The following is a 12,085-nucleotide window of genomic DNA, read 5'->3' on the forward strand; positions in this document are numbered from 1 at the left end:
TGTATGTCTTTGACTGTTAGAGCACGTGCGCCCCTGCGCCTTGGATTGGCGGGCGGCGGCACCGATGTATCTCCTTACTGCGACATTCACGGTGGTTACGTGCTGAATGCCGCCATCGACCGCTATGCCTACGCCGTCATCAAGACGCTGGATGAGCCGGAAGTACGTTTCCTGGCCACCGACCAGCAGACGGCATCGGTGCATGCACTAGGTGAGCCCTTGCAGCTCAACGGCATGCTCGATTTGCACAAGGCGGTCTACAGCCACATGGTGCAGCACTTCAATGGCGGCGAACCGATTGCGCTTGAGCTGAGCACCTTCTGTGATGCGCCTGCGGGCTCCGGCCTGGGGTCGTCTTCAACGCTGGTGGTCGCGATCATCCGGGCCTTCGTCGAGCTACTGAATCTTCCGCTGGACGATTACGCCATGGCTCACCTGGCCTTCAAGATCGAGCGCATCGATTGCGACCTGCAAGGTGGGCGTCAGGACCAGTACTCGGCCACGTTCGGCGGCTTCAACTTCATGGAGTTCTACGCCGACGATCGCGCCATCATCAACCCGCTGCGCATCAAGAACTGGATTCTTTGCGAGCTGGAAGCTTCTCTGGTGTTGTTCTTCACAGGTGTGTCGCGGGAGTCGGCGCGCATCATCGCCGACCAGAGCAGCAACGTGAAAGCGGGTGCGGTGGATGCACTCGAGGCGATGCACGGCATCAAGCGCGAAGCCCAAGTTATGAAAGAATGCCTGCTGCGTGGTGACTTTGCAGGCCTTGTGGACTCGATGAAACTGGGCTGGGAGAACAAGAAGCGTTCGGCCAAGACGGTTTCGAACCCACATATCGAAGAAATCTACAACGCAGCCATTGAGGCTGGTGCGTTGGCGGGCAAGGTCTCCGGTGCTGGCGGCGGCGGCTTCATGCTGTTCTTCGTACCCACCGAGCGGCGCATGGACGTCATTCGCACTTTGAACCAATTCAACGGGCAGGTCAGTAACTGCCACTTCACGAAGCAAGGCACACAGGCATGGAGAATGTGATGCAGCAGTATGTAATCGATCAGATCAAGGAAGCTCAGCGTGTCATGGGGGCAATGCTGGAAAACGCAGCCTTGCAAGCGCAGCTGAGTGCAGCGGCTACCGCCACCATTCAGTGCCTAAAGAAGGGCGGAAAGATCCTGCTGGCGGGAAATGGTGGCAGTGCTGCCGATGCCCAACACATCGCCGGAGAGTTTGTCAGCCGCTTCGCCTTTGATCGTCCCGGTCTGCCTGCCGTCGCGCTCACCGTGGATACGTCCATCCTGACCGCCATCGGCAACGATTATGGCTACGAAAAGCTCTTCGCTCGCCAGGTTCAGGCACTTGGGCAAAAAGGCGACATTTTCATTGGCTACTCCACTTCGGGCAAGTCGCCAAACATTCTGAAGGCCTTCGAAGAAGCTCGCGCGCGGGGGCTGGTGTGTATCGGCTTGACCGGAAACCGCGGCGGTCCGATGCAGGAATTGTGCGATCACCTGCTGGAAGTACCGTCGTCCGACACTCCCAAGATCCAGGAAGGTCACCTGGTGCTGGGGCACATTCTGTGCGGCCTGGTGGAAGATGCGATATTCAAGGCACAGCCCTGATGCGTGAGGCGATTGTGTTGGCGGGTGGCTTCGGCACCCGCTTACGTGAGGTAGTACCCGACTGGCCCAAGCCGATGGCACCAGTCGCCGGGCGTCCGTTCCTGGAAATTCTTCTGTGCTCTCTCGCCAGCAAGGGCTTTTCCAGGGTGGTACTGTCACTGGGCTACATGGCCGAGAAGATTTCCAGCCATTTTGGCAACCGCTTTGCTGGGATGGACCTGGATTATGTCGTGGAAGACAGCCCGCTCGGAACGGGCGGGGCGGTGCGCCTGGCAATGACCCGCTGCACCCAAGATCATGTTTTCGTGCTGAACGGCGATACCTTTCTCGACTTAGAAGCATCGGCAATCGACGAATACTGGCTATCCAGGCGAAACCCGCTCATCGTAGCGCGGCAAGTGCCGGACACCGCCCGCTTTGGACGGTTGCTGGTGCAGGATGATCTGGTTCTGGGATTCACCGAGAAAGGTGTTTTCGGGCAGGGGCTGATCAACGGTGGATGCTATGTATTTGACAGCACCCAACTGGACCACTTCGCGCTGAACCAGCCGTTTTCTCTTGAAGCTGACTTCCTCGCGCCGGCCGTACAAAGGATGCCTGTGAATGTCTTCGTGACGTCCGGGCACTTTATCGACATTGGCGTACCGGAAGACTATCAACGGGCACAGACAGAACTGGCAGGACGATGAGCAACTCGATGCGACCTGCGCTTTTCCTGGATCGTGACGGTGTGATCAATATCGATCACGCCTATGTTAATCGCCCGGATGACTTCCAGTTTATCGACGGCATCTTTGAGCTAGTCACCACTGCGAACCAGGCGGGCTACCTCGTCATCGTTGTGACCAACCAGGCCGGCATTGGACGGGGTTTCTACACCGAAACAGATTTCCATGCTCTGACTGATTGGATGAAAGCCCAGTTTGCCCAGCATGGGGCGCACATCGATGACGTGTATTTCTGTCCTTTCCACCCGGAACACGGCATTGGCGATTACCGCCGCGAAAGCGAATACCGCAAACCTGGCCCAGGAATGTTGATACAGGCGGCGCAAGAACACAGCATCGACCTGAGCGCATCCCTCATGGTGGGGGACAAGATCACCGATATGGAGGCGGGACAGCGCGCAGGCGTTGGCAACCTATTCTATTTCGGAGATGAAGTCGGAGTAACGCAGGGCACGCCGATTCAACAGCTCAGTGATGTGGTAGGTTTTCTGAAGCAGAAAATGTGAGCATTTGACCGGCCCGCCCAGGCGGTAACTTGCCGCCGAAGCAACATTCGCACGGTTCGGACTGCAGGTCTTGCCAGGGAGTGCCTCCAGCACTCCCTGGCAACTGAGCTGCGTTGTTTCGGACAACCCGCAGCCTCTTCCAAGGCCCGTACCGGTGGCGCCAACTGCGGCGCCAGCTTCCGGAAAATACTCTTGAAACTGCAGCGCTGCCCGATCGCTGGCATTCCTTCGGTACCTGGGAAGTGTCCCTCTTCCGCCTGCAGATGCATGACTCAAAGCGGTATATATCCAATAGAATCCCCAAGATTCCTTAAACCGCACTACAGGCATGTCTAGCTATGACTAATCGGTTTGGCTGGTACGCCCTGATATTGTTGTTGGCTGGCCCCCTACTCTGGCCCCTCCACCACTTCGCCGAGCGCTACTACAGCGAGCAACTGGCCGAACAGAACCAGCAGACCCTCGACCTCTACGTCGCGAACCTGCTCGGCACCCTGCGCCGTTACGAAGACCTGCCACCCATCCTCGGTGAGCTGCCGACGCTGCGCTCCGCGCTGCAAGCCCCGGAAAGCCTGACGGCACAGAACGCCGCCAACCTGGAGCTGCAGCGCATACGCGGGCGTACCGGAGCGGACGTCATTTACCTGATCCAGGCGGACGGCATGACCCATGCCGCCTCCAACTGGGATCAGCCGGACAGCTTCGTCGGCCGCAACTTCTCGTTCCGCCCCTACTACAAGGAAGCGACACAAGGCCGGCAGGGGCGCTTCTTTGGCCTGGGCACAACGTCCAAACGGCGCGGTTACTACTTCGCCAGCGACGTACGAGAGGGGGGGAAGCTGCTCGGCGTGCTGGTGGTGAAGGTCGACCTCGAACACATGGAGCAGCTCTGGGGCAATACGCCGGAGCAGTTGCTGGTAATGGACTCCAATGGCGTCGTTATTCTCTCCTCCAGCAACGCGTGGCGTTTCCGCACGGCCAAGGAGCTGTCGCCTGCCAAGCAGCGTGAAATCGCCGAGAACATCCCCTATCCCGTGCTGCATCCTGCCCCGCTGAAGATCGACCCGCGCCGATGGATCAGCCAAAGCCGCCACCTGCCGGAGACTGGCTGGACAGTCAGCATCTATACCCCTCGCACTCAGGTCGACGCGCCCGTCCGCAGCGTCGTATTGATCGGGGCGGCGACCCTGGTTGCACTCCTTCTGCTGCTGTCGCTGCTGACCATCAGCCGTCGCCACTACCTGGAGCGCATCGCACTGGAGGCCCAGGCCAAGCACGAGCTGGAGCTGCGCGTGCAGGAGCGCACCCAGGAGCTGGAAGGCGCCAACACGAAATTGCAGCAGGAAGTCAGCAACCGCGAGCAGGCACAGCGCGAATTGCTGCACGCCCAGGACGAAGTGGTTCAGGCCGGCAAGCTCACCGCCCTGGGCACCATGTCCGCCAGCATCAGCCATGAGCTCAACCAGCCTTTGGCGGCAATCCGCAGCTACGCCGACAACGCCCGCGTACTGCTCGACCATGAACGCTACGACGATGCACGCGGCAACCTGCAACAGATCGGCGAACTGACCGGGCGCATGGCCTCGATCATCGGCCACCTCAAGGCCTACGCCCGCGGCGCACGCCGGGCGCCAGAGAACGTCGCACTGCAACCGGCGATCAATGACGCCCTGGCGCTGGTTGCCCAGCGCCGCCAGGCCATGAATGTGGAGCTGCTGCGCGATCTGCCGGATGCGGCTATCTGGGTGCAGGCCGGCGAGACAAGGCTACGACAGATCCTCTCCAACCTGCTCTCCAATGCTCTCGACGCCCTGACCGAGAAGGGCCTGCCAAGGCGCATCTGGCTGACCACCGAGCAAACGCCCGAACGCATCATCCTGTCCCTGCGCGACAACGGTCCAGGCTTCTCAGAAGAAGCCCTGGCCCATGCCCGCGAGCCGTTCTTTACCACCAAGACCAGCGCCAAAGGCCTCGGCCTGGGCCTGGCCATCTGCGACACCTTGTTACGCACTCTGGGTGGGCACCTGGAATTGGGCAATCACCCCGAGGGCGGCGCTCTCGTACAATTGCACCTGTTGCCGGGCATCCCCGGTGTGACCCTGACGCCACAGGAGGAAACCCGCGCATGAGTTCGGCTGAGCCGTTCGACACCACCACCCAGGTGCTGCTGATCGATGACGATCCGCACCTGCGCCAAGCGCTCTGCCAGACCCTCGACCTCGCCGGCTTCAAGGTGGTCGCCCTGGGCGATGCGCGACAGATCGATCCGCAGCAGGCGCGGGACTGGCCGGGAGTGATCGTCAGCGACATCCGCATGCCGGGCATCGATGGCTTGCAACTGCTGGAACAGTTGCACGCGCAGGACTCCGAGCTACCGGTGATTCTGGTCACCGGCCATGGCGACGTGCCCCTGGCCGTGAAGGCCATGCGCTCAGGCGCCTACGACTTCCTCGAAAAGCCGTTTCCCAGCGACGCACTGCTGGACAGCGTGCGCCGCGCGCTCGATGTGCGCCGACTGGTGCTGGACAACCGAAGCCTGCGCCTGGCGCTGACCGAGCAGAAGGAAGTTCGTGGCCGGCTGGTCGGCCAGTCCGCTCCGATGCAACGCCTGCAGCAACAGGTCGCCTCTCTCGCGGCGATCCACGCGGACGTGCTGGTCCTGGGCGAAACCGGCTCAGGCAAGGAGGTCGTCGCCCGCGCCCTGCATGACCTGTCGAGCCGCCGCAACGGCCCCTTCGTCGCTATCAACGCCGGCGCGCTGGCGGAGTCGGTGGTCGAGAGCGAACTGTTCGGCCACGAACAAGGCGCCTTCACTGGCGCGCAGAAGCGCCGCATCGGCAAGTTCGAGTTCGCCAACGGCGGCACGCTGTTCCTCGACGAAATCGAGAGCATGAGCCTGGACGTGCAGGTGAAGCTGCTGCGCCTGTTGCAGGAGCGCACCGTCGAACGACTGGGCTCGAACCAGCTCATCCCGCTGGATATCCGCATCATTGCAGCGACGAAGGAAGACCTGCGTCTGGCTTCGGACGAAGGCCGCTTTCGCGCCGACCTTTATTACCGCCTGAATGTCGCCAGCCTGCGCATCCCACCGCTGCGCGAACGGGGCGATGACATCCTTCTTTTGTTTCAGCACTTTGCCGAACGCGGCGCAGAACGCCATGGCCTGACCGCCCGCCCACTGGACTCGGCGCAGCGCGCGCAACTGCTGGCCCACGGCTGGCCGGGCAATGTCCGCGAGCTGCAAAACGCGGCGGAGCGTTATGCCCTCGGGCTGGACCTCGGCCTGGACGATAGCCATGGCCGTGCCATGGCCGTCGCCCCAGGTGCCGGGCTGAACGAGCAGGTGGACTCTTTCGAGCGCTCACTGATCGCCGCCGAGATGGGCCGTTCGCACAACTCCCTACGCAGCCTTGCCGAAGCTCTGGGCCTGCCACGCAAGACCCTGCACGACAAACTGCGCAAGCACGGGCTGCTGTTCTCCGGCAGTGGCGGAAATTCCGCCGACGATGCCGACGGCTGAGCGAAAATCCGCCGATCGCCGCGCCTGCTACCCACGGCGAACGGCGCCGTAGCGCGGTGTGGCGCTATCTTCTGCCCTGGCACACACCTTGCTCTAAGACACGGATGCGATTGCCTTGTGCATCACATGTCGCGGCGTGCTCGTCACATCGCGCCCGCTGGGCCACGAACCCGGCGGTGTCCTTCGGGCTTCTTGCCATCTCGCGCCTTCATCTTGCAGGGCGCATCGCCGGGTGCAGTGATCCTGCCCCGGCCAATCCCCTTCCCTTCCAGCGTCGTTCAGGACTTTCCTACATAACGCGCCTTCGACCGTCCGTGTCGGCGAAATTTTCGCCACCACTCGGCCTGTCTGGGCCGGCGTATCCGGCTGCCATTTAGCGGTCACGAGATCGCGATCAAAACTTCACGAAAAACCCCTCTAAATCGGGCACTAATGCAAAACCTCTCCTATGGTTTATGCGGGGTGGGCAGAGCGGGAAGTACTGCCCAATACATTGGATAGCAAGCTATTGACCTGAATCAGGAGTGCCCCGCCAAGACGGGCGCTAAATAGCCTCACTCTCCAACTTCCTATAGGGAGATTCTTAAATGTCGCAAGAAAGCAGCCAAAAGCTAAAGCTCGGCGCGTTAACGGCTCTTGTTGTGGGCTCGATGATCGGCGGGGGGATCTTCTCTCTCCCGCAAAACATGGCAGCCAGCGCGGACGTTGGCGCCATCCTGATCGGCTGGGCCATCACTGCGGTGGGCATGCTGACCCTGGCCTTCGTCTTCCAGACCCTGGCCAACCGTAAACCCCAACTCGACGGCGGTGTGTACGCATACGCCAAGGCCGGTTTCGGTGACTACATGGGCTTCTCCTCGGCCTGGGGTTACTGGATCAGCGCCTGGTTGGGCAACGTCGGCTACTTCCTCCTGCTGTTCAGCACCCTGGGCTACTTCTTCCCGATCTTCGGCAAGGGTGACACCGTCGCGGCGATCGTCGGCGCGTCGGTCCTCTTGTGGGCCCTGCACTTCCTGGTGCTGCGCGGGATCAAGGAAGCTGCGTTCATCAACACCGTCACCACGGTGGCGAAGATCGTCCCGCTGTTCCTGTTCATCCTGATCTGCCTGTTCGCCTTCAAGCTGGACATCTTCACTGCAGACATCTGGGGCAAGAGCAATCCTGACCTGGGCAGTGTGATGAACCAGGTGCGCAACATGATGCTGGTCACCGTGTGGGTGTTCATCGGCATCGAGGGCGCGAGCATCTTCTCCTCCCGTGCGGAAAAACGCTCGGACGTCGGTAAGGCCACCGTGATCGGCTTCATCACCGTCCTGCTGCTGCTGGTCCTGGTGAACGTGCTGTCCATGGGCGTGATGACCCAGCCGGAACTGGCCAAGCTGCAGAACCCGTCGATGGCGCTGGTGCTGGAGCATGTGGTCGGTCACTGGGGCGCTGTCCTGATCAGTGTCGGTCTGCTGATCTCCCTGCTGGGTGCCCTGCTCTCCTGGGTACTGCTCTGCGCCGAGATCATGTTCGCCGCCGCCAAGGACCACACCATGCCGGAGTTTCTCCGCAAGGAGAACGCCAACCAGGTGCCGGCCAATGCCCTCTGGCTGACCAACATCTGCGTACAGGTCTTCCTGGTCATCGTGTTCTTCACCTCCGGCAGCACCGACGGTGGCATGGACCCGTACACCAAGATGCTGCTGCTGGCGACCTCGATGATCCTGATCCCGTACTTCTGGTCCGCCGCCTACGGCCTGCTGCTGGCAGTCAAGGGCGAGACCTACGAGACCGACTCGGCTGATCGCACCAAAGACCTGATCATCGCCGGCATCTCGGTTATCTACGCGGTGTGGCTGATCTACGCAGGCGGCCTGAAATACCTGCTGCTGTCGGCGCTGCTGTATGCGCCCGGCGTCATCCTCTTCGCCAAAGCGAAACATGAAGTGGGCCAACCCATCTTCACCAATGTCGAGAAGCTGATCTTCGCGGTTGTCGTGATCGGTGCACTGATCGCGGCCTATGGCCTCTACGACGGCTTCCTTACTCTGTAACTCCTGGAGACATCTCATGAGCACGGAAAAAACCAAACTTGGCGTCCATTCTGAAGCTGGCAAACTACGCAAAGTGATGGTCTGCTCGCCTGGACTCGCCCATCAACGCCTGACCCCGAGCAACTGCGACGAGTTGCTGTTCGACGACGTTATCTGGGTGAACCAGGCGAAGCGCGACCACTTCGACTTCGTCACCAAGATGCGCGAACGCGGCATCGATGTTCTGGAAATGCACAACCTGCTGACCGACATCGTGGCGAACCCCGAGGCCCTCAAGTGGATCCTCGATCGCAAGATCACCGCTGACAGCGTCGGCCTTGGCCTGACCAACGAGCTGCGCTCCTGGCTCGAAGGCCTGGAGCCGCGCAAACTGGCCGAGTTCCTCATCGGCGGCGTAGCCTCCGACGACATCCCGGAAAGCGAAGGCGCCAAGGCGCTGAAGATGTACCGCGACTACCTGGGCCACTCCAGCTTCCTGCTGCCGCCGCTGCCCAACACCCAGTTCACCCGTGACACCACCTGCTGGATCTACGGCGGTGTGACCCTGAACCCGATGTACTGGCCGGCGCGACGTCAGGAAACCCTGCTGACCACCGCCATCTACAAGTTCCACCCGGAATTCACCAACGCCGAATTCGAAGTCTGGTACGGCGATCCGGACAAGGACCACGGCATGTCCACCCTCGAAGGTGGTGACGTAATGCCCATCGGCAATGGCGTCGTCCTGATCGGCATGGGCGAACGCTCTTCCCGCCAGGCCATCGGCCAGGTAGCCCAGGCGCTGTTCGCCAAGGGTGCCGCGGAAAAAGTCATCGTCGCCGGCCTGCCCAAGTCCCGCGCCGCGATGCACCTGGACACCGTATTCACCTTCTGCGACCGCGACCTGGTCACCGTCTTCCCTGAAGTGGTGAAAGAGATCGTTCCCTTCATCCTGCGCCCGGACGAGAAGAGCCCCTACGGCATCAGCGTCCAGCGCGAAGACAAGGACTTCATGACTGTCGTCGCCGAGTCCCTGGGCCTGAAGAAACTGCGTGTCGTCGAAACCGGCGGCAACAGCTTCGCTGCCGAGCGCGAACAGTGGGACGACGGTAACAACGTGGTCTGCCTGGAACCGGGCGTCGTGGTTGGTTATGACCGCAACACCTACACCAACACCCTGCTGCGCAAGGCTGGCGTGGAAGTCATCACCATCAGCGCCGGCGAGCTGGGCCGGGGCCGTGGCGGCGGTCACTGCATGACCTGCCCGATCATCCGCGACCCGATCGACTATTGATCGATCGGCACCCGATAAACGCGACTACCTCAACCAGAGCGCATTGACCTCACGAGGCGGCCCTTGCCAGGGCCGCCCGCCCCGCCAGCCACGAGCTGTACTGACGCGGGCCGAGATCGGATCCCACAAGGAGAAACACCATGGCTTTCAACATGCACAACCGCAACCTGCTCAGCCTGATGCACCACAGCACCCGCGAGTTGCGCTATCTGCTCGACCTGTCCCGCGACCTGAAGCGCGCCAAGTACACCGGTACCGAGCAGCAACACCTGAAAGGCAACAACATTGCGCTGATCTTCGAAAAGACCTCGACCCGCACCCGCTGCGCCTTCGAAGTCGCCGCCTATGACCAGGGCGCCAACGTCACCTACATCGACCCGAACTCCTCGCAGATCGGCCACAAGGAGTCGATGAAGGACACCGCCCGCGTACTCGGCCGCATGTACGACGCCATCGAATACCGTGGCTTCAAGCAGGAGATCGTCGAAGAACTCGCCAAGTTCGCCGGTGTTCCGGTATTCAACGGCCTGACCGACGAGTACCACCCGACCCAGATGCTGGCCGACGTGCTGACCATGCGCGAGCACAGCGACAAGCCGCTGCACGACATCAGCTACGCCTACCTGGGCGACGCCCGCAACAACATGGGTAACTCCCTGCTGCTGATCGGCGCCAAGCTCGGCATGGACGTACGCATCGCTGCACCGAAGGAACTCTGGCCGACCGACGAGCACGTCGCCGCCTGCAAGAAGTTCGCTGAAGAAAGCGGCGCCCGTATCACCATCACCGAAGACCCGAAAGTCGCCGTCAAAGGCGTGGACTTCATCCACACCGACGTCTGGGTCTCGATGGGTGAACCGGTGGACGCCTGGGGCGAACGCATCACCGAACTGCTGCCCTACCAGGTCAACATGGAAATCATGAAGGCCGCTGGCAACCCGCGCGTGAAGTTCATGCACTGCCTGCCTGCGTTCCACAACAGCGAAACCAAGGTCGGCAAGGAGATCGCCGCCAAGTACCCGAACCTGAAGAACGGCATTGAAGTCACCGAAGACGTCTTCGAGTCCCCGTACAACATCGCCTTCGAGCAAGCGGAAAACCGCATGCACACCATCAAGGCAATCCTCGTTTCGACCCTCGCCGACATGTAATGCCGGATAGCCCCGGACCGCGACGCCGTCGTCGGTCCGGGCGCTCCCACTCTTTTGGAGGTACTTGATATGCGTATCGTCGTCGCATTGGGCGGTAATGCCCTGCTGCGTCGTGGCGAACCCATGACTGCCGATAACCAGCGCATCAATGTGCGCATCGCCGCCGAGCAGATCGCCAAGGTTGCCCCGGGCAACGAACTGGTGATCGCCCACGGCAACGGCCCGCAGGTCGGCCTGCTGGCTCTGCAGGGCGCGGCCTACGAGAAGGTCAGCCCCTACCCGCTGGACGTGCTCGGCGCCGAGACCGAAGGCATGATCGGCTACATGATCGAACAGGAAATGGGCAACCTGCTGCCGTTCGAAGTGCCGTTCGCCACCCTGCTCACCCAGGTCGAGGTCGACTCCAAGGACCCGGCCTTCCAGAACCCGACCAAGCCCATCGGCCCGGTCTACTCCAAGGAAGAGGCGGAAGCCCTCGCCAAGGAAAAAGGCTGGAGCATCGCGCCGGACGGCGACAAGTTCCGCCGCGTAGTCGCCAGCCCGCGTCCGAAGCGCATCTTCGAGATTCGCCCGGTCAAGTGGCTGCTGGAGAAAGGCACCATCGTCATCTGCGCAGGTGGCGGCGGCATCCCGACCATGTACGACGAATCCGGCAAGAAACTCTCCGGCGTCGAAGCGGTGATCGACAAGGACCTCTGCTCCTCGCTGCTGGCCCAGGAATTGTCGGCTGACATCCTGATCATCGCCACCGACGTGGACGCCGCCTACATCGACTGGGGCAAGCCCACTCAGAAAGCCATTGCCCAGGCCCACCCGGATGAGCTGGAGCGCTTGGGCTTCGCCGCCGGCTCCATGGGGCCGAAGGTCATGGCCGCCATCGAGTTCGCCCGCGCGACGGGCAAGGACGCGGTGATCGGTTCGCTGGAAAACATCGTTGCCATCACCCAAGGCAAGTCCGGTACTCGCGTCAGCACCAAGAAAGCTGGCATCGAATACCGCTGAGTTTCGCCGCTGAATAAAACGGGAGCCCTTCGCGGCTCCCGTTTTCATTCATAAGTCTCTGCACGATCTTCCGGGAAATTCATCGCCTTCTTCCGTCAATTCCTGGCGCGAGCGTGACTCGGCAGTCATGATCCTCGTCAGCTAAAGCATTCCGAATCACTAGAAGCCACGCCTGGCTTTGTGCCACCGGGCTGCCCCTCCATGGGTCACCGTCGTCCGGCGCGCAAGATGCACTTGCTGAAGGAGT

The 12,085-nt window shown here is 61.4% G+C and carries 10 protein-coding genes; all 10 read left to right on the plus strand.

Annotated elements, in window-relative coordinates; all coding sequences use genetic code 11:
* The first annotated feature begins 3 nt into the window (after nucleotides 1–3).
* The 10 genes from CTR55_RS24315 (at nucleotide 4) to arcC (ending at nucleotide 11,838) form a co-directional block, all read left to right on the plus strand.
* Entirely contained in the window at nucleotides 4–1,035 is a 1,032-nt protein-coding gene (locus tag CTR55_RS24315; protein ID WP_296290102.1) for a dehydrogenase, read from the plus strand.
* Nucleotides 1,035–1,619 carry a D-sedoheptulose 7-phosphate isomerase gene (locus CTR55_RS24320; RefSeq protein ID WP_296290104.1) on the plus strand — a complete coding sequence of 195 codons (585 nt, stop codon included), beginning with the start codon at nucleotides 1,035–1,037 and terminating at the stop codon, nucleotides 1,617–1,619. The genes CTR55_RS24315 and CTR55_RS24320 overlap by 1 nt, the downstream gene beginning before the upstream one ends.
* Entirely contained in the window at nucleotides 1,619–2,308 is a 690-nt protein-coding gene (locus CTR55_RS24325; RefSeq protein ID WP_296290106.1) for a nucleotidyltransferase family protein, read from the plus strand. Before CTR55_RS24320 ends, CTR55_RS24325 begins: the two co-directional genes overlap by 1 nt.
* The gene (gmhB, locus tag CTR55_RS24330; protein ID WP_296290108.1) at nucleotides 2,305–2,853 is read left to right on the plus strand and encodes a D-glycero-beta-D-manno-heptose 1,7-bisphosphate 7-phosphatase; all 549 of its coding nucleotides are present in this window, start codon (nucleotides 2,305–2,307) and stop codon (nucleotides 2,851–2,853) included. The genes CTR55_RS24325 and gmhB overlap by 4 nt, the downstream gene beginning before the upstream one ends.
* Nucleotides 2,854–3,191: 338 nt before the next feature.
* A complete protein-coding gene (locus CTR55_RS24335; protein ID WP_296290110.1) occupies nucleotides 3,192–4,982 on the plus strand; it encodes a sensor histidine kinase in 1,791 nt (596 codons plus the stop codon).
* Nucleotides 4,979–6,373: a sigma-54 dependent transcriptional regulator gene (locus tag CTR55_RS24340; RefSeq protein ID WP_296290111.1), complete on the plus strand. Its 1,395-nt coding sequence runs from the start codon at nucleotides 4,979–4,981 to the stop codon at nucleotides 6,371–6,373. Before CTR55_RS24335 ends, CTR55_RS24340 begins: the two co-directional genes overlap by 4 nt.
* Nucleotides 6,374–6,960: 587 nt before the next feature.
* Entirely contained in the window at nucleotides 6,961–8,412 is a 1,452-nt protein-coding gene (gene arcD, locus CTR55_RS24345) for an arginine-ornithine antiporter (RefSeq protein WP_296290113.1), read from the plus strand.
* Between the two features lie 16 nt (nucleotides 8,413–8,428).
* Nucleotides 8,429–9,685, plus strand: a complete 1,257-nt coding sequence (gene arcA / locus CTR55_RS24350) for an arginine deiminase (RefSeq protein WP_296290115.1) — start codon at nucleotides 8,429–8,431, stop codon at nucleotides 9,683–9,685.
* A 140-nt stretch (nucleotides 9,686–9,825) separates the two neighbouring features.
* On the plus strand, nucleotides 9,826–10,836 hold the full coding sequence (locus CTR55_RS24355; protein WP_296290118.1) for an ornithine carbamoyltransferase: 1,011 nt from the start codon (nucleotides 9,826–9,828) through the stop codon (nucleotides 10,834–10,836).
* Nucleotides 10,837–10,905: 69 nt separating this feature from the next.
* Nucleotides 10,906–11,838, plus strand: a complete 933-nt coding sequence (gene arcC / locus CTR55_RS24360) for a carbamate kinase (RefSeq protein ID WP_296290120.1) — start codon at nucleotides 10,906–10,908, stop codon at nucleotides 11,836–11,838.
* Nucleotides 11,839–12,085 lie beyond the last annotated feature (247 nt).

This window comes from Pseudomonas sp. (assembly GCF_002796985.1).
Taxonomy (GTDB): Bacteria; Pseudomonadota; Gammaproteobacteria; order Pseudomonadales; family Pseudomonadaceae; genus Pseudomonas.

Bases quoted from the DNA above. Each gene is read 5' to 3' on its own strand.
- gmhB (WP_296290108.1), top strand. From the start codon at position 2,305: ATGAGCAACTCGATGCGACCTGCGCTTTTCCTGGATCGTGACGGTGTG.
- arcD (WP_296290113.1), top strand. From the start codon at position 6,961: ATGTCGCAAGAAAGCAGCCAAAAGCTAAAGCTCGGCGCGTTAACGGCT.
- CTR55_RS24320 (WP_296290104.1), top strand. From the start codon at position 1,035: ATGCAGCAGTATGTAATCGATCAGATCAAGGAAGCTCAGCGTGTCATG.
- CTR55_RS24325 (WP_296290106.1), top strand. From the start codon at position 1,619: ATGCGTGAGGCGATTGTGTTGGCGGGTGGCTTCGGCACCCGCTTACGT.
- arcC (WP_296290120.1), top strand. From the start codon at position 10,906: ATGCGTATCGTCGTCGCATTGGGCGGTAATGCCCTGCTGCGTCGTGGC.
- CTR55_RS24340 (WP_296290111.1), top strand. From the start codon at position 4,979: ATGAGTTCGGCTGAGCCGTTCGACACCACCACCCAGGTGCTGCTGATC.
- CTR55_RS24315 (WP_296290102.1), top strand. From the start codon at position 4: ATGTCTTTGACTGTTAGAGCACGTGCGCCCCTGCGCCTTGGATTGGCG.
- CTR55_RS24335 (WP_296290110.1), top strand. From the start codon at position 3,192: ATGACTAATCGGTTTGGCTGGTACGCCCTGATATTGTTGTTGGCTGGC.
- arcA (WP_296290115.1), top strand. From the start codon at position 8,429: ATGAGCACGGAAAAAACCAAACTTGGCGTCCATTCTGAAGCTGGCAAA.
- CTR55_RS24355 (WP_296290118.1), top strand. From the start codon at position 9,826: ATGGCTTTCAACATGCACAACCGCAACCTGCTCAGCCTGATGCACCAC.